Source organism: Nonomuraea turkmeniaca, assembly GCF_005889735.1.
GTDB lineage: Bacteria > Actinomycetota > Actinomycetes > Streptosporangiales > Streptosporangiaceae > Nonomuraea > Nonomuraea turkmeniaca.
Genome location: NZ_VCKY01000050.1, coordinates 1 through 17,437, shown reverse-complemented (window position 1 = coordinate 17,437; position 17,437 = coordinate 1). Strand labels below are relative to the sequence as shown.

The following is a 17,437-nucleotide window of genomic DNA, read 5'->3' as shown; positions in this document are numbered from 1 at the left end:
CCGTACCTCACGGTGGAAGGGAGGCGGCCACGTGCGGCACCGGATCACGAGCGCAGCCGTCGTGCTGCTGCTGTCGTCGGGCGTGATCGCCGGCCCGGCGGGCGCGCACGGCGCGCTGGAGAGCCCGCTCAGCCGGGCGGCGGCCTGCGGCGCGGACAGCCCGCTGGCGAAGAAGCCGGCCGCCTGCAAGGCGGCCACGGCGGCGAGCGGCTCGGCCCTGCCCGGCGATTGGGACAACCTCCGGGTGGCGAACGTCGCAGGCAGGGACCGGCAGGTGATCCCGGACGGCGCGTTGTGCAGCGGCGGCCTGCCCGCCTTCAAGGGCCTCGACCTCGCCCGCGCCGACTGGCCCGCCACCACGGTCAAGCCGGGAGCACGGTTCGCCTTCAGGTACCGCGGCACCATTCCGCACCGGGGCACGTTCCGGTTGTACGTCACGACGGCCGGCTACGACCCGGCCAAGCCGCTGAAGTGGTCCGACCTGGAGCGCGAGCCCTTCCTCGAGGCCACCGACCCCCAGCTGACCGGCGGCTCGTACGTCATCAAGGGCCGCCTGCCCACGGGCCGCACCGGCCGCCACCTCATCTACACGATCTGGCAGAACTCCGATACCCCGGACACCTACTACTCCTGCTCCGATGTGATCTTCCGCAAGGACGGCGGTACGACCGGGCGTCCCCGCCCCGTGGCGGCGTCCCAATTCACTGGCCGATCCACCGGCCAGTCCACCGGCGCCGGCGGCCTCCCCTGGCAGATCGGGCTGGCGGTGCTGTTGTCCGCGGGCGTCGGCGTCGCGATCATCATGGCCGCTCGCGCGCGGCGACTGCGATAGGCCGGCTCGGCGGCCAGGAGCCAACTACGTTCGGGCCACTTAGTCCGATTGCGCGCGAAAGATGCTCGATCGCGCGTAATTAGGCCCTCGTCCATCGGCGTAACTCGGGTTACATTCACGTTACTTTGCCCTCTCTTATCCCCCCGAGTAGACCGAAGGGAGAGGCATGAGAGCCCGAACCGCAATCGCGGCCATGACTGCTGCGGCGATCCTCATGCCGGCCGCCGCTGCGAACGCCACGGGGACCGCCGGAGCCGCGGCCCCGCCGCCGGACGACCAGTTCCAGAAGGTGACACTCAACGACAACCCGGGCGAGCCGATGGACCTGGCGGTGTTACCGGATTCGAGGGTGTTACACACCACCCGGCCGGGCGAGGTCTGGTTACACGACCCGAAGACCGGGCTCAACACGCTGGCCGCCCGGCTCGACGTCTACCAGCACGACGAGGAGGGACTGCAGAGCATCGCCCTCAGCCCCGGGTTCGGGACCGGCTCGAAGAAGGACGACTGGGTCTACCTGTACTACTCCCCGCCGCTGAACACCCCGGTCGACGACCCGGCCACGCCCGACGTCAACGAGGGCGACGCGCCGTTCACCGGCACGCCGCAGGACTTCGCGCCCTTCAAGGGGCTGATCCGGCTGTCCAGGTTCCGCTTCGCCGGCGCCACCATCGACCTGCGCAGCGAGCAGCGCATCATCGACGTGCCGGTGGACCGCGGCATCTGCTGCCACGTCGGCGGGGACATCGTCTTCGACGCCGACGGCAACCTCTACCTGTCGACCGGCGACGACACGAACCCGTTCTTCTCCGACGGCTACACCCCGATCGACGAGCGGGCCGACCGCAACCCGGCGTTCGACGCCCAGCGCAGCTCCGGCAACACCAACGACCTGCGTGGCAAGATCCTGCGCATCAAGGTGCGGGACGACGGGTCGTACACGATCCCGCGCGGCAACCTGTTCAGGCCCGGCACGGCGGGCGCCCGGCCGGAGATCTACGCGATGGGCCTGCGTAATCCGTTCCGCATCGAGCTCAACCGGCGGACCGGGGAGCTGTACGTCGCCGATTACTCGCCTGACGCGGACGAGGCCGATCCGCAGCGCGGTCCGGCGGGGCACGGCAAGTGGGCGGTCGTCCGCAAGCCGGGCAACTACGGGTGGCCCTACTGCGCGACGGCGCGGCTCCCGTACGTGGACTACGACTTCGCCACCGGGGCGTCAGGCGCGCCGTTCAGCTGCGCGGCGCCCGTCAACGAGTCGCCGCGGAACACCGGCCTGCGCGCGTTGCCGCCGGTGGTCCAGCCGGAGGTGTGGTACTCGTACGGGCCGTCGCAGGAGTTCCCGCAGCTGGGCACCGGCGGGATCGGCCCGATGGCCGGGCCCGCGTACGACTTCGACCCGCGCGACACCCGCGGCCGCGCTCCCGTGGCCTGGCCGAAGTACTACGACGGCGTCCCGCTCTTCTACGAGTGGACCCGCGACTACGTCAAGGCGTTCCACGACAACGGGCGGCGGATCGAGGACGTGCTGCCCTCGCTCGTCTTCGACAACCCGATGGACATGGAGTTCGGCCCCGACGGCGCGTTGTACGTGCTGGAGTACGGCGACGGCTTCTTCAGCGAGAACCCGGACGCCCAGCTGGCCCGCTTCGACTACATCGGCTACACCGGCAATCACACTCCCATCCCGGTGGCCGCGGCGTCGGTGACGGCCGGCCACGCGCCGCTCACCGTGGCTTTCACCAGCGCGGGCACGTCGGACCCCGACGGTGACAGACTGCGCTACGCGTGGGACTTCAACGCCGACGGCCGGGTCGACTCGCGCAGCCCCGACGCGTCGTACACGTACCAGCAGAACGGCCTCTACCACGCCACCCTCAGGGTCACCGACCCCGACGGCATGTCCGCGGCGACGTCGGTGCGGATCGTGGTCGGCAACGCCGCGCCGGTCGTCGAGCTGGTCCGGCCGGCCGACGGCGGGCAGTTCGCCTTCGGCGACGTCGTCGAGTTCGAGGTACGCGTCACCGACGACCAGCCGGTGAACTGCGCCAACGTGACCGTGGACTACATCCTCGGCCACGACGACCACGGCCATCCGCAGACCACGGCCCGCGGTTGCACGGGCTCGATCCAGACCACCGAGCCGAGCGGCCACGACCCGGAGAACGACGACCTCTCCGGCGTCTTCGTCGCCACCTACACCGACCCCGGCGGCGACGGCCTGCCCCCGCTGACCGGTAGCGACCAAGCCGTACTCGAGCCCACCAGTTAGGAGATCCCCCATGTGCTACGGCTACGGCCCCAGCAGGCGGTCCTTGCTCGCCGCCGGCCTCGGACTCGGAGCGGCCGCCTTCGCCGCCGCCTCCCCGGCCGCCGCGGCGACCCCGCCGCACGGCAGGGACCGCGTCCCGCCGGGCCAGATCAGCGTCCAGCTCTGGACGGTACGCGACGACCTCGCCCAGAACTACGACGCCACCCTGGCCTACCTGGCCGAGATCGGCTACCCGAAGGTCGAGCTCGCGCTCGGCTACTTCGGCCGGACGGCGCAGCAACTCCGCGCGTTCCTCGACGGGCTCGGCATCCGCGCCACCTCCAGCCACGACGGCATCAGCGAGGACGCCGCCGGCCTGGAGACGAAGATCTCCAACGCGCTGACCCTGGGCCAGTCCTTCATGGTCGTGCCCTACCTGAACTCCGACAGCGAGGATCAGTGGAAGGCCTGGGCCGAGCGCATGAACGTCGAGGCCGAAGCCGCCCGCAAGGCCGGGCTCCGGTACGGCTACCACAACCACGCCCACGAGTTCACGATCGACCTCGGCGGCGGGAAGACGCCATGGGACGTGCTCACCTCGGAGCTCGATCCCCGGCTGGTCCACCTGGAGATCGACATCTACTGGGCGGTCACCGGCGGCATCGGGCGCGGCGTCGCCGACCCGGTGCGCTTCACGCTCGACGTCATCCGCAGGGCGCCGCAGCGCGTGCTGCAGTTCCACGTCAAGGACCGGCACCTCGACGGTGACATGGCCGACCTGGGCACCGGGACGATCGACTTCCGGCGGATCTTCGACAAGCACCGGGTGCTGGAGTACATCGTGGAGAACGACACCCCCGACGTGACTCCCCGGCAGACGGCGGAGGTGGGATACCGCTACCTGCGGAAGATCAGATTCTGAGCGCCGATGACGCCGGTCTCGGGTCGCGGTGTCACCGCGGCCCGAGCCCCTGTCTCGCGTACGTGCCCCGCGACGTCTCGATCTCCTCCATGTGCGCGGCGGTGAGCATCCGCCGGCCGATGCCGGGGACGGCGCGCCGCAGCGCCCCGGTCGCCTCCTCCAGCGCCGCCCCTCGGCCGCGCCGCGGCGTGTTGGTGGTCTCGTACTCCTGGTCCATCCAGCCGAGCCCGAGCCCTGCGACCGCTCGGCCGCCGCTGAGCTGGTCGAGTGTGGCGAACCTGCGGGCCGGCCGGGCCGGCCGCGAGAGGTGCGGTCAAGCGATGTGACTGACGGAGAACCAGACGACTTTGCCGCCGTTCGCCGCGGTGACTCCCCAGTCGTCGGCGATCGCGGCGACGATCTGCAGCCCGCGGCCTGAGAGCGCGTTGACGTTCACCTCGCACGGGCGGGGCTCGCCGTCGCCAGGGTCGAAGACCTCGCCGTACAGGCGGTCCTCACGTTGTTCCAGGCGGAGCGCATAGGCCGCACCGCCGTACCGCACGGCGTTGGTGACCAGTTCGCTGATGATGAGCAGGCAGTCGTCGATCATCGGCTCGAGGCCCCAGCCGGTCAGTTTCGCACGGACCAGGGAGCGCGCCTCGCCCACGCCTGACGGCACGGACGGCAGCACGTACTCCGCCGTGCGGATCGGCGTGGCCGACAAGGGGTGGAGGGACATCTGCATCACTCTCTCGTTTGGGAGCGCTCCCAACCCCACGGTAACCCGACGTCTTCACTCTTGGAATCCGGGGAAGACACCATTGTTGCGATTTTGTGTCTTGGTTATGAAGGCCCGCTATGACGGCCGCGCTCAGGGGATGCGGGCCACGGCGCCGTAGTTGCCCGACGAGCCGGGCTGGTCGCGGCAGGCGAGGTCACGCTCGGCGGGGCGCCACTGCGGGACCCACACCAATCCGGGCTCCACCAGGTCGAGACCGTCCAGCAAGGCCGCGACCTCGTCCCTGGAGCGGATCGCGAGACCGGGCAGCGTCATGGCGAGCAGATCGCGGATCGCGGGCAGCAGCTCCGCCGGGATGCTGTCGAACGTGGTGTGCAACAGGCCGAGGAAGCTCCCCAGCGGCGCGATGTGCCGGAGCCGCTTGACGACATAGTGCGCGTACTCGTCGTCGTCGAGGCTGTACGTCGACAGCAGCAGCACGGCCAGGGGGCGGTCCCAGTCGATGAACGTCTGGACCACCTGGTCCCGGAGCATCTCGTCGATCTCCCGCACGTCGCCCTCCACCACGCGGACCAGGTCGGTGAAGGGTTCGATGGTGGCCTGCGCCATGGTCACCACCATCGGGTCGTTCTCCACGTAGACGACGCGCAGGTCCGGGTTGGCCGAGGCGCGGCGCGCTATGTCGTGCAACCGGTGCCCGGCGGAAAGGCCGCTGGGGACTCCGCTGCCCACGATCATGAATTGGTCCACGCCTTCGACGGCGGCCAAATGGCGTACGACCCGGGACAGAAACTGGAGCACGGCGCGGGCGGCGGTCGTGATCGCGGGGGTCACTTGATCGAAATGGCGGACCGTGTCCTTGTCCACCAGGAAGTTGTTCTTCCCGCCCGCCGCCGCGTCGAATATCCGCGTGATTCTGGCCTGCGTGGAGTCGAGCTTGGCCAGGTTTCGGACAGCTCTTCCGTGCATGAGCGTTGCCCCTTTCCCCTCGCCGCCCACCTTCTCGCGGTAAGCGATCTATGGACCTCACTCGTTGACTCAGACCATATGTTCCAACAATTCCAGTCAATGGCAATACGGTAGACCGGTTCTTTCGGGAAATGTTTGTTACCAGAATCTTCGGGTCGGACGCCGCAAATGATCTCGAATGCAGATCAGAAGCGCTCTTCGCCAGGGCCGTCTTCTGTGACATGCCGCCACGCGGGGACGCATCGCTGCGGTCCCTTACCGTCCTGACCGGCACGTGGGGAGGATCGCCCGGCCGTCCGCCGCGTACGTTCGCGCAGGGGCGGCGGAGTTCGCAACCACGTCCAGCCCCAGGGAGCCGCCTGAGCGGTCGCCACGGTGCTCAGCGTTGTGCGAAGGCCCGCAGCCCTGCCTCCCAGGCGGCGCTGAGGTCGGCGCCGGGCGGGAAACGGCCGTCGAGTTCGAGGATGACCATCCCGTGCGCGAAGGCCCAGACGGCCCGCGCCGCGGCTTCGTCGAACCCGACGGTCCGCACCAGTGGCAGCGCCGCCCGGTCCTCCACGCCGGGGGGCAGCAGGTCACGCGGCAGAGGTCCGTTGCTCATCAACCTGTACAGGTGTGGACAGGCCAAAGCGTAGCGCCGGTAGGCGGCGCCGAGGGCGAGCAGATCGCCGATCGGCTCCGCCGCTTCGAGCGCCTCGGCCAGCTCGGCCATCGCCACCCCGATCACCTGGGCCTCGACGGCCGCTTTGTCGGGGAAGTGCTTGTAAAGCGAGGGCGCCCGGATCCCGAGCCGGTCGGCGAGTGCCCGCATGGTCAGCGCGTCGGGGCCACCCTGCTCGATCAGCTCGCGCGCGGCTCGTACGATTTGCCCGGCCCGTTCAGACACGGCGGGACCCGTCCTGGTTGCGCAGACCGTAGCCGAACGCCCGATCGGCGGCGACGTGCAGCAGCCACGCCAGCCCCGCCACGAACAGCGGCACGAAGTCGATCGGCCCGAACGAATATCCCACCATGATCGCCAGCGGGATCCAGGGCCGGTGCATGAAGTTGTAGTACGGCACCGCCTTGGGTGACAGCAGGCCGTTGCCGCCCTCGCGGGCCCCGATGAGCATGGTGAGATCGGGCAGGATCGCGAACAGGATCGCGGTGACCAGGGCGGGAGCGCCGTGGTTGGCGACCTCCAGCACGGTGAAGGCCAGCAGGAAGAGCGCCAGCGCGGCCCAGGCGGTGCGCGAGGCCACGCGGCGGGCGGGGGTGACGGCGGCGGTGGACATCAAGACCTCCATGGACGGCTAACACTGTTAGCCACACCTTAGGCTAACGCCGTTAGCCTGGCAAGGGGTCAGATGGTGCCGCCGAGCCGGGTGCGCACCTTGGCGAGGAGGTGCTGCGGGAGCGGGGCGTAGCCGTACAGGGCGAGGTAGGACTGCCCGGCGTCGCCCGCGGCGTAGCGGAGGAAGGTCCGCACCAGCGGGTCCGGGTTCTTCGAGCAGATGATCTCGTACGTGACCAGGACGATGGGGTAGGCGCCCTCGCCTTTGGTCAGGTAGTCGAACTCCACCACCAGGTCGTCGTCGCGGCCGACGATCCGGGCGCCCTCCAGGGCCTGGGTGGCACTCTGGGGTGACAACGCCACGAACTGGCCGGAGGCGTTGCGTATCTTGGCGGTACGCAGGTGGGCGTTGCTGGCGAACCCGTACTCCATGTACCCGATGGAGTTCTCGGTGTGCTGGACGGCATCGGTGATCTCCGAGGAGCCGCCGACGCCGTGCCCGGGGCGGGGCCACTTTCTGGATGGCTGGTGCGGCCATTGGCCCGCCGCCTTGAGGTAGGTGGTGAAGTTGTGGGTCGTGCCCGAGTCGTCGGCGCGGTGGAAGAAGCGGATGCCGGCATGCGGCAGGCGCTTGCCGCGGTTGTCCGCGGCGATCTCAGGGGCGTCCCATTTGGTGATCCGCCCGCTGAAGATGCCGGTCAGGGTGGTGGGCGAAAGCTTCAGGTCCGGCACGGACGGCAGGTTGTACGCCAGCGCGATGGGGCCGGCCACCATGGGCAGGTGCACCGCGCGACTGCCGCAACGCCTGTCGGCCTGCGCCTGTTCGCAGGGTCGCATCGCGACGTCGGAGCCGGCGAACGAGGTGGTGCCCGCGATGAAGTCCTTGATGCCGTTCCCCGACCCGTTGGACCGATAGTTCACCTGCAGGTCGGGGTGGACACGCTGGAACTCGGCACGCCAGGCGTCCATCGCGCCCTTCTGCGCGGTCGAGCCCGAGCCGGAGACCGACGCGGTGATCGGGAGACTCTCGGGCGCGTCTTCTCGGCTCAGTATCGCGCCCCCGCTCACGCCGGCGGCTGAGGCGGCCAAGGCCAGGCCGGCGATCAACGCCGGTCCAGCGGTCCATGTCAGCTTTGCCATCTCATCGAGGATATGAAGCCGACATGTCTGACTAGTTAATCAGCCGTCAAACTCCCGGACATAAAGGGTCATTTAGTCGCCAACTTGTCTGCGGGTTCGTCGTGCTCCGTTGAGGGCGATCAGTCGACGGTGGTGTCCCAGGCGTCCTGGCGTACTTCCAGGTGCGGCGAGTCGCGGAGGTCCCGGAGGATCTCCCGCCACGGGGCCGGCCATTCGGTGCGCTCCCCGCCGGCTCCATGGGCCTCAACGGCCTGGGCGGAGATCGCCCTTTCCACTAATCATGCCGACGATGGTGGCCGACCAACCCCTTGCCGTGCAAGCCCGCAAGATCGGCGATGCCGCGGCGTCCTGCGTGGCCGGCGGCGGGCACGAGCCGGCCCGGCAGCACGTACTGCCAGGCCGGTTCGTCTGATCACGGGTGTGGCCACACGTGGCAGACCGTGAAGTCGTACTCGGACCCGAAGCCGCCCTGGGTGAAGGCGTCGTGTACCCCGCTGGGGAACGGCGCCCACGCCCAGGCCGCGGCCTCCTTGTTGAAAAGCGCGCGCAGCGGCACCGTGCCCGGCACGGGCTGGGCGAAGCAGGCGAACGCCTGCCCGTCCGCCACCCAGTTGGGCTGTGTCGCCTGATTGCCGGTGAAGTAATAGCCGCCTACCTCGCCACACTTGGCCTCACAACGTTGACGGTAGATCACCGACAGGCCGTCGACCTTGCCCACCGCCTCCAGCGGGTACACCCGTCCGATCGTGCCTTGTGAGCTCCACCCAGTTGGCCCGCCGCCGCCCGCCGACAGATAGCCGCCGCGCTTGGCGCCCGGCGCCTTGAACCGGTTGAGCGCCACAGGACTGATCGCCTGGTAGACGATGGTCACAGCGGTGTCCGCGGGGTGGCGGCTGCCCGCGGCGGGGCTCTGGTGCAGCACTTTGTTGACGTCGAGCGTTGCGGCAGTGGCCTTGGGAGCGCACTTCAGCTTGGCTTGGGCGATGGCGGCGCAGGCCGCTTCAGGCGCCATCTCGGTCACGGCGGGCACGACCGGGTTGCCGAGGAAGTTGATCGTCACGGTGGCGCCCGGCGCCAGACCCGTCCCCGGGGCGGGGTCCTGCGACTGGACGACGCCGGCCGGCGCGCCCTGGCCCGTCTCCTGCTGCTTGCACACCAGCCCGGCCTGGGAGATGACGGCGCACGCGTCCGCGATCGGCTGGTTCGTGTAGGTGCCGACCTCGATCTGGTCGGGGAAGGTGATCGTGACCGTGGTGCCGGTGGCGGCGGGGGAGCCGGCGGCCGGGCTCTGGGCCTGGACCACGCCGACCTTCGCCACCGTCGCCGCCTTGCCGGAGGGCTGCTTGGCGCACTTCAGACCGGCCTCATCGAGGGCCTCGCACGCCTTGTCGGCGGACACGTCCGTGACGTTCGGCACGGCGAGCGGGCCGCGGTAGTAGACCGTGACCGCGCTGCCGCGCGGCGCCCGCGCGCCCGCCTGCGGCTTGGTCTCCAACACGGTGCCCGTGGCGTCCTGCGCGGTGCTGTCCTCCCGCGCCACCTCCACGCACCGCAGCTCCGGCCGCAGCTCCGCGCATGCCGCCGCGCGGTCCTTGCCGACCAGGTCGGGCACGGTGGTGCTGCGCGGCTTCGGCGCGGCCGTCGGGGTGACGATCTTCGACTGCGGCGTCTGCGGCCGGTTGCTCACCTTGGTGACCGGGGGCGTCGGGGTCGGCGTCGGGGACGGGGTCGGGAGCGGCTTGTCCTCGGCTCCCTCCGTGTCGCCCGAGTCGATCTGGGTACGCTTGCCGTTCGCGTCGAACGACAGCGTGAACCGGCTCTTCTGGTCGTTGACCCACACACGGTCGTCACGGGCGGTGAGCTGGAACTGCCCCGACGGGCTCGGCACCCGCTCGCTCCTGACCCGCTCCGTGGCCACCTCGACGATCAGCACGTGCAGCTTGGTGAAGTCCGGGACGTACACCCGGCCCTTGTGCACCAGCGGCCGGTCGAACTGGTTGCCCTCCCGCCCGCTCAGCTTCACGCTCCGCACGCGCTGGGTCTGGAAGTCGCCGATGACGAGGGTGCCGGTGGCTCGTACCACGACGGCGATCAGGCTGGAGGTGGTGCCCGGCTGGGACACCGTGCCCTGGCCCGCGCCGAGCTCGAGCTGCCTGCGCGGTCCGTCCGCGTCGTACATGACGGCCTGGCCGGTGTCGCTCCGGTAGACGACCGGCAGGTCGGAGACCGTGGTCAGGGTGATGGTCGTGCCCGGCTCGCTCACCGCCTGCCGAGCTTTCAACGCGCCGTCGACGATCTCCAGCAGCTCGCCGGTCGGTGCGGTGTAGGCCCACACCGTGCCGCGGGAGTCCGCCACCGCATCCGCGACCGGCGGGACCTGGACCGTGCCCGCCTTGCCGCGCGAACCGTCGAGTTTGTCCAGCTTGCCGGAGCCCTGGTCCAGCAGGTATGTCTGCCCGTCGCCGGCCATGAGCTTGAGCTTGCCCGTCGCGGCGCCTTTGGGGACCGTCTTGTCCGGCTTCAGTGTGTCGGTGGGCAGCCTGGTCGCGACCTTGGTGTCGTTGTTCACGACCCAGACCGAGTCGGGGCGTACCTGCACGACCTCCAGGGTCTGGTCGCGCGTCGCCAGCTCGACGGCGGTCTGCGCGTCGACCTGGTTGCTGCTGGCGTTGATCTGTGCGAGGCCCGGCCCCTTCGGCAGGATGGCACTGCCGTCGCTGAAGGCGGCCTTGGAGGTGGTGTAGCCGGTGCCGAACCCCACCCCCACCACGAGCGCCACGATCAGCACGCCGAGCAGGGCGCGGTTGAGCGCGGTGCCGGTGATCAGCCGGCGGAGCCGATCGACGACGGCTTGCCGGAGCGGCGGGGACGGCTGGGGGGAGCCGGACATCACGATCCTCCATGCGGTCGAGCAGGGGAGCGCACTGAGAATAGGGCTATTCGATCCCTTGCCGCCGCCGATCCGAATGGGAAATGCTTCCCAAATCGGCGGACATGAGGTGATGTGGAGAGGCGGGTATGGCCGCGATGCGAGTCGAGCGGGCCGGACAGATCGTGGAGCTCGCGGAGGACGAGCAGCTCACCTTCGGGCGTGATCGGGAGTGCACGATCTGCCTCGATCCGGAGGACACCGGCATCTCGCGGCTGGCCGGCAGCGTCGGCCACGAGAACGGCAGCTGGTGGCTGACCAACCGGTCGAGCGCATGCAAACTGACCGTGGTGGACGGGCTGGGCCTGCCCAGTGTCCTGGCCCCGGGGCGGCGGCGGGCGATCGAGGAGCGTACGAAGATCCTCGTCCACGGCACCCGAGGGCGGCACGACCTGCTGCTGACCCCTCCGCCCGTTCAGGCCGAGCCGACGGCGGGCGAGCCCGCGCCCAGCGGCAGCCTGCCGACCGCGATCGGCGAGGAGGTCGTGGTGAACGAGAGCGACCGGCTCGCGATGGTGGCGCTGTTCTGCGGCTACCTGGAAGAGCCGCCCCGGTACGACCCGCACCCCAAGGACTACAACGCCGCCGCGGCCCGGCTCGGCTGGCCGCGCACGACCCTGGTCAAGCGGATCGAGTACCTGCGCAACCGGCTGGACATGGCGGGCGTGCCGAACATGAAGGGGTTCAACGCGCTGGTCAACCTGGCCGAGTACGCGATCAGCCGTGGCCTCATCACCCGAGACGACCTGCGGCTGCTGCGCCGCTAGGAACCCTTTCCCATACCGCCGTCGCGGGCGGCGCTTCTAGCCTCGGAGCCGGCAACACCGACGACACCGAGGAGAGAAAGCCATGACCGTCATCGGCGGCGAGATTCCCCAGCTCCACGCGCTCAACGCGAGCTTCCAGCGGCAGGCGGGCACCGTCGACGCCCTGCTGCGCGACCTCGGCAACGAGCTGGCCGGCACGTACTGGCGCGGCGGCGCGGCCGACAGGTTCCGCACGTCCTGGAGCGGCGAGTACGAGCCGGCGCTCAGGAGATTGTCCGCGGCCCTGGTCGAGGCGGCGACCGAGGTCCGGCGCCGGGCCGACGCGCTCGAGCAGGCCGGCAGCTGAGGAACGCGAAGGGACCGGGCGGTGGAGAGGGAAGTCCGCGTCGCGGCCGGTGGGCAGGAGGCCGCGATCGTGTTACGTGCCGGGCAGTTGGCCACGGTGGCCGATCTGGCCACGACGCTGGCCCTGCCGGCAAGCGCCCGCCTCCGCGCGGACGGCGCGGAGATGGTGGCGGCCGCCCCGCTCGCCCGCGCCCCTCTGCCCATCGGCGCCTGCCTCGGCCCGGATCGCGGAGCGGACGCGGGTGAGCAGGGCGGGTTCGAGGTGGCGGTGATCGGGGGAGCAGGCGGCGCGTCCCGTGCCCTGCTGCGACCCGAGACCGTCACGACGCTGGGCCGGTCGGCGGCCAACGCGCTCGCGCTGGCCGATCCCGAGATCAGCCGCCGGCACGCGACCCTGACCCTGGCGGACGACGGCACGGCCGAGCTGGCCGACGCGGGTTCGCGTAACGGCGTCGGCTGGCACGGGGTCCGGCTCGCGGCCCCCGCACGGGTCGCGCCCGGCGAGCCGTTCGGGATGGGGGAGACGGTGCTCGCCATCCGCCCCGTCGCCGCCGCGGACGCGCCGCTGCAGCCGGTGCGGGAGGACGGCTGGGTGTTGTTCAACCGCCCGCCACGGTTGCCGATCAGGCAGGCCGTCCTCCGGGTCACGGTGCCGCGCCGTCCCCAGCCGCCGCGGACCGTGCGGTTCCCCCTGCTGGCGGTGCTGCTTCCCCTGGTGCTCGCGGGCGCCGCGTACCTCGTCTTCCCGGGCGCGGCCTACTTCCTGGCCTTCGCGGCGCTGTCTCCCATCCTCATGGTGGCGAACCTGATCGCCGACCGCCGGGGCGGGCGCCGCGACCACCGGACGGCCTGCGCCGAGTACGACCGGCAGCGCGCCGACATCCAGGACCGCTTGGCCACGGCCGCCGCCGAGCAGGGGCAGGCCGCCCGCGAGGCGTTCCCCGACCCCTGCCGGGTGCTCAGGATCGCCACCGGCCCCACCAGCAGGCTCTACGAACGCCGCCCGCACGACCCCGACTTCCTCGGGCTCCGCGTGGGATTGGCGCCGCGTCCGGCAGAGGTGACGTTCGCCGGCGCGACGGACGAGGAGGAGCTCGAGGTGCCTGCGATCGAGCACGGTCCGGTCACCGTCGGCCTCGCCGAATCCGGGGTGCTCGGGCTCGCCGGCCCGCGTGACGGCCTGTTGCCGCTCGCCCGGGCGGCCCTGGCGCACCTGGCCACCCTGCACGCCCCGCACGACGTCGGCCTGGTGATCCTCACCGGCAAGGAGGAGGCGGCCTCGTGGGAGTGGGCGACCTGGCTGCCGCACACCCTGCCGCACGTGCCGGGGCTGGCCTGCCGCCGCATGATCGCCGTCGGCGCGGACCAGGCGGCCGCGCGGGTGGCCGAGCTGCGCCGCATCGTCGCGGAGCGGCAGGCCGAGCAGCGGGCCACGCTGAACGCGGGCGCGCCCGAAGGCCGCCGCCTGGTCGTGGTGGCCGACGGCGCGCGTCGGTTGCGTTCGGTGCCCGGCCTGGCCGAGCTGCTCGCCGAAGGGCCCGAGTCCGGCGTGTACGCCATCTGCCTGGACACCGAGGAGACCCACCTCCCCGACGAATGCCGGGCGACCGTCGTCGTCACCGGACCTTCGGGCACCCGGGCCAAGGTACGCCGGCGCGATCTGGCCACCGAATCCGTCCTGCTCGACCGCCTCACCGACGACGACGCCGACCGGCTGGGCCGCGCCCTGGCGCCGATCCGCGTGCTGGGCGGCAGGTGGGGAGCCGAGGCGGACCTGCCGGACTCCGTACGCCTGCTCGACCTGCTCGGCCTCGGCCCCGATCCCGACGCCGAGGCGATCCAGCGGCGATGGGCCGCCGGGCGCGGCAGCAGGGTGACGCTCGGTGTGGGCGCGGACGGCCCGGTCACCGTCGACCTCAGAAGGGACGGGCCGCACGCGCTGGTCGCGGGCACCAGCGGCGCCGGCAAGTCCGAGCTGCTGCAGACCCTGATCGCCGGCCTGGCGGTGGCGAACTCCCCCGAATGGTTGTCCATGGTGCTCGTCGACTACAAGGGCGGCAGCGCCTTCGCCGAGTGCCGTGACCTGCCGCACTGCGCCGGCATGGTCACCGACCTCGACGGCCGTCTGGTCTCGCGGGCGCTGGAGTCGCTGAACGCCGAACTGCGCCGCAGGGAGGAACTCCTGGCCGCGGCCGGGGCCAAGGACATCGAGGACTACTGGGCGGTCAGCGACCGGCCGCTGGCCCGGCTGGTGATCGTCATCGACGAGTTCGCCTCGCTGGTGGAGGAGGTGCCCGAGTTCGTCACGGGCGTCGTCGGCATCGGGATGCGCGGACGCAGCCTCGGCGTGCACGTCGTGCTCGCCACCCAGCGACCGGCCGGGGCGGTGAGCGCCGATCTGCGGGCGAACCTGAACCTGCGGATCTGCCTCCGCGTCACCAGCGCCGCCGACAGCGGCGACGTCATCGACGTGCCCGACGCGGCGCGGCTCTCCCGGCACCGGCCGGGGCGGGCGTACCTGCGGGCGGGCCACTCCGACCTGACGCTGTTCCAGGCGGCCCGCATCGGCGGCCCGCGAGCCGGCGCCGGGGGCGCGGACCGCGAGGTGACGGTCACCCCCAGGAACGTCGCCGACCTGGGGCTCGCGCCCGCCGGTCAGGATCGCGACGACGACGAGCACGGCGGTGAGACCGACCTCGGCGCGCTCGTCGCGGCAGTCGGGGAGGCCGCCCGGCGCTCCGGCGCCGCCGTGCCGCCCTCACCCTGGCTTCCGCCGCTGCCCGGCCGGATCGCCGCCGACGACCTGCCCGCGATGGTCAGCACTCCCGCCGCGGTGGGCACTCCGGCCACCGGCACTCCTGCCATGGCCGTGCCCATCGGACTGGCGGACCATCCGGACCGCCAAACGCAGACGCCCTTCGTTCTGGATGTCCGGGCCAGCGGGACCGTGCTGGTCGCCGGCATGGCCAGGAGCGGTCGATCCACCGTGCTCCGCACCCTGGCCACGGGGCTGGCGCGCCGCAACAGCCCGGCCGATCTGCACCTGTACGTCCTCGACCAGGGCAACAGGGCGCTGGCCCCGCTCCAGGAGTTGCCGCACTGCGGCGCGTACGTGGACGGGGACGACGCCGACCGGACCGAGCGGGTCCTCGCCCTGCTCGCCAGCGAGATCGGGCGGCGGCAGCGGCTGCTCGCCGAGGGCGGCCCGGCGGCGCTGCCGTACCTGCTGTTGATGGTCGACCGGTACGAGGCCTTCCTCGCCCGGTACGCCGACACCGAAGCAGGACGGCTGGTGGACACCCTCGACGGGTTGCTGCGGCACGGGCCCTCGGTGGGGATCGGCGTCGTGATCGCCACCGACCGGTCCGGCTTCACGCACCGGCTGTCCGGCGCGGTGGCGACCCGGCTCGTGTTGCGCCACGCGGATCCCGAGGACGCCGCCGTGTACGGCGTGAACCCGCGGGATCTTCCCGCCTCGATGCCCGACGGCCGGGCGATCGTGCTGCCCGGCATGGTCGAGACGCAGATCGCGCTGCCCGCGGAGGGACCGTGCGCGAGCGCGGCAGGCGTCCCGGCCGAGGCGCTCCCGCGGCCGGTTGATCCGCTGCCGGACACCATCAGCCCGAGCGAACTCGAAAGGCTCCGCGTCGCCGAGCGCCCGCCGGGCGCCACGGTGTGCACGATCGGCGCGGGCGGCGACCGGCTGGCTCCAGTCGACGTCGACCTGGCCGACCTGGGTCACCTCTTCATGATCGCCGGGCCGCCGCGCTCCGGACGGAGCGGCGCCCTGCTGACCATGGCCCGCTCGCTCACCGGGCTGCCGCTGGTGCTGGTCTGCCCCCGCCCCTCACCGCTGCGGGACCTGGCCGGGCTGCCGGGCGTGGCCGCGGTCCTGTCCGGCGCTGCCGAAGCGGACGGCCTGAGCGATGTGCTGACGGGGCTGCCCGGCCCGTACGCGGTCCTGATCGACGACGCCGAGCTGCTCGGGGACGGGCGCTGCGCGCCGGCGCTGGAGGAGCTGGCCAGGACCGCGCGGGATGACGGGAACGTGCTCGTCGCCGCGGGCACCACCGACGACCTGCAACTCCAGCGCTACCGCGGCTGGCTGGCAACGATGCGGCGGGCGCGTGCCGGCCTGCTGCTCGCCCCCGCCTCGCCGGCCGACGGGGAGTTGTTCGACATCAAGCTGCCGCCACCGCGTGGCGCCTGGCCCTCGGGACGGGGGATCCTGGTGGTGCGCGGGAGACGTATACCGATTCAGGTTCCGCTCGACGAAATGGCGATCGCCCCATGAGCGCGGCCGGTTATAGTACGACCGCCGTGGCCAGCTGCCCGGTTCGCAGCCTTTCCGTTGAGGACACCACCCCCTTGGACAAAGACCCGGCCAAGCTGCCCACGATGCCCCCTTCGGGATCCCCTTTGCCCGAGCCTGTCCCGTTGCGCACTGGCTACGTCAAGGAAGAAGCCCTCGGCCAAGGCGCGAACGGTCAGGTGTGGCGCGGACGGAGGGTCTCGGACGACCGGCCCGTCGCGATCAAGGTGTTGCGGGAGGAGTACGCCGCCGACCCCGCCGCCGTCGCCCGCTTCCTGCGCGAGGGCATCGCGCTGCGGTCGATCGACCACCCGCATCTCGTCCCCGTCTACGACCTCGTCGCCGAGGGCACCATGCTCGCCATCGTCATGGAGCTCGTGCCCGGGGAGAACCTGCGTGCCGCCATCGCGCGCGGCGTCGTCGATCCTGGCAAGGCCGTCACCCTGCTCGGCCACGTGGCCCAGGCGCTGGCTGCCGTGCACGCCGCGGGAATCGTGCATCGCGACGTCAAGCCCGAGAACGTGATGGTCACGTGGCGCGGCGGCGAGCCCTGGGCGCGGCTGACCGACTTCGGCGTGGCCCACGTCGCCGACGGGCAGGCGCTCACCCGGCAGTCCACGTTCGTCGGGACATCCGCGTACCTGGCTCCTGAGCTGGCCCAGGGCCGTTCTCCGACGTCCGCCGCCGACGTGTACGCGCTCGGCGTCATGGCGTACGAGCTGCTCGCCGGACGCAGGCCGTTCACCCACGACAATCCGATGGCGTTGTTACGCGCGCACCTGGAGGACCAGCCGGTCCGGCCCGCCGCGATCAGCGACGACCTATGGCGGGTCATCGAGGCCTGACTGGCCAAACGGCCCGATCAGAGGCCCGCGGCAAGCGCGCTCACCCGCCTGTTCGGCGGCGCCGGTGGCCTCCCTCCAGGCGCGCCGCCCCCGCTTCCCCCGCTGCCCGCGGCGCTCTCGCAGCCTTCGCCACC

General features: G+C 71.5%; 15 protein-coding genes and 1 pseudogene. 8 read left to right on the top strand and 8 right to left on the bottom strand.

Annotation, left to right across the window (positions count from 1 at the left end; genetic code table 11):
* Positions 1 to 31 precede the first annotated feature (31 nt).
* The 3 genes from ETD86_RS16975 to ETD86_RS16965 all read left to right on the top strand — a co-directional run bounded on the left by ETD86_RS16975 (position 32) and on the right by ETD86_RS16965 (position 4,005).
* The gene (locus ETD86_RS16975; RefSeq protein ID WP_211370102.1) at positions 32 to 832 is read left to right on the top strand and encodes a lytic polysaccharide monooxygenase auxiliary activity family 9 protein; all 801 of its coding nucleotides are present in this window, start codon (positions 32 to 34) and stop codon (positions 830 to 832) included.
* 166 nt (positions 833 to 998) lie between these two features.
* Positions 999 to 3,104, top strand: coding sequence for a PQQ-dependent sugar dehydrogenase (locus ETD86_RS16970; protein WP_138667126.1), 2,106 nt, complete (start codon positions 999 to 1,001; stop codon positions 3,102 to 3,104).
* 10 nt (positions 3,105 to 3,114) lie between these two features.
* Positions 3,115 to 4,005, top strand: a complete 891-nt coding sequence (locus tag ETD86_RS16965) for a sugar phosphate isomerase/epimerase family protein (protein ID WP_138667125.1) — start codon at positions 3,115 to 3,117, stop codon at positions 4,003 to 4,005.
* A gap of 31 nt (positions 4,006 to 4,036) precedes the next feature.
* Here ETD86_RS16965 and ETD86_RS16960 read toward each other — a convergent pair.
* The 7 genes and pseudogenes from ETD86_RS16960 to ETD86_RS55155 all read right to left on the bottom strand — a co-directional run.
* A pseudogene (locus tag ETD86_RS16960) lies at positions 4,037 to 4,300 on the bottom strand (LLM class flavin-dependent oxidoreductase); the annotation flags it as partial.
* Between the two features lie 18 nt (positions 4,301 to 4,318).
* Positions 4,319 to 4,723: an ATP-binding protein gene (locus ETD86_RS16955; RefSeq protein ID WP_211370101.1), complete on the bottom strand. Its 405-nt coding sequence runs from the start codon at positions 4,721 to 4,723 to the stop codon at positions 4,319 to 4,321.
* A gap of 132 nt (positions 4,724 to 4,855) precedes the next feature.
* Positions 4,856 to 5,692: an SAM-dependent methyltransferase gene (locus tag ETD86_RS16950; RefSeq protein ID WP_138667123.1), complete on the bottom strand. Its 837-nt coding sequence runs from the start codon at positions 5,690 to 5,692 to the stop codon at positions 4,856 to 4,858.
* Between the two features lie 379 nt (positions 5,693 to 6,071).
* Positions 6,072 to 6,578 carry a TetR/AcrR family transcriptional regulator gene (locus ETD86_RS16945; protein WP_138667122.1) on the bottom strand — a complete coding sequence of 169 codons (507 nt, stop codon included), beginning with the start codon at positions 6,576 to 6,578 and terminating at the stop codon, positions 6,072 to 6,074.
* Positions 6,571 to 6,966, bottom strand: coding sequence for a DUF4260 family protein (locus tag ETD86_RS16940; protein ID WP_138667121.1), 396 nt, complete (start codon positions 6,964 to 6,966; stop codon positions 6,571 to 6,573). Before ETD86_RS16940 ends, ETD86_RS16945 begins: the two co-directional genes overlap by 8 nt.
* Before the next feature lie 68 nt (positions 6,967 to 7,034).
* Positions 7,035 to 8,105 carry a phosphate ABC transporter substrate-binding protein PstS gene (gene pstS, locus ETD86_RS16935; RefSeq protein ID WP_138667120.1) on the bottom strand — a complete coding sequence of 357 codons (1,071 nt, stop codon included), beginning with the start codon at positions 8,103 to 8,105 and terminating at the stop codon, positions 7,035 to 7,037.
* A gap of 119 nt (positions 8,106 to 8,224) precedes the next feature.
* The gene (locus ETD86_RS55155) at positions 8,225 to 8,380 is read right to left on the bottom strand and encodes a hypothetical protein (protein WP_170223118.1); all 156 of its coding nucleotides are present in this window, start codon (positions 8,378 to 8,380) and stop codon (positions 8,225 to 8,227) included.
* 5 nt (positions 8,381 to 8,385) lie between these two features.
* On the opposite strand from ETD86_RS55155, the gene ETD86_RS59120 reads away from it, so the two are divergent.
* Positions 8,386 to 8,517 (top strand): hypothetical protein, encoded by a 132-nt coding sequence (locus ETD86_RS59120; protein WP_281286922.1) that lies wholly within the window; start codon positions 8,386 to 8,388, stop codon positions 8,515 to 8,517.
* Here the strand turns inward: ETD86_RS59120 and ETD86_RS16930 are convergent, their stop codons facing one another.
* Positions 8,518 to 10,995: a PASTA domain-containing protein gene (locus ETD86_RS16930; protein WP_138667119.1), complete on the bottom strand. Its 2,478-nt coding sequence runs from the start codon at positions 10,993 to 10,995 to the stop codon at positions 8,518 to 8,520.
* Between the two features lie 128 nt (positions 10,996 to 11,123).
* On the opposite strand from ETD86_RS16930, the gene ETD86_RS16925 reads away from it, so the two are divergent.
* From ETD86_RS16925 to ETD86_RS16910, 4 genes are all read left to right on the top strand, one after another.
* The gene (locus tag ETD86_RS16925) at positions 11,124 to 11,801 is read left to right on the top strand and encodes an FHA domain-containing protein (protein WP_138667118.1); all 678 of its coding nucleotides are present in this window, start codon (positions 11,124 to 11,126) and stop codon (positions 11,799 to 11,801) included.
* An 82-nt stretch (positions 11,802 to 11,883) separates the two neighbouring features.
* Positions 11,884 to 12,147, top strand: coding sequence for a WXG100 family type VII secretion target (locus tag ETD86_RS16920; RefSeq protein WP_138667117.1), 264 nt, complete (start codon positions 11,884 to 11,886; stop codon positions 12,145 to 12,147).
* A gap of 21 nt (positions 12,148 to 12,168) precedes the next feature.
* A complete protein-coding gene (locus ETD86_RS16915) occupies positions 12,169 to 16,440 on the top strand; it encodes a type VII secretion EssC family protein (RefSeq protein ID WP_138667116.1) in 4,272 nt (1,423 codons plus the stop codon).
* A 143-nt stretch (positions 16,441 to 16,583) separates the two neighbouring features.
* Positions 16,584 to 17,303 carry a serine/threonine-protein kinase gene (locus ETD86_RS16910; protein WP_170223117.1) on the top strand — a complete coding sequence of 240 codons (720 nt, stop codon included), beginning with the start codon at positions 16,584 to 16,586 and terminating at the stop codon, positions 17,301 to 17,303.
* Positions 17,304 to 17,437: the final 134 nt, after the last annotated feature.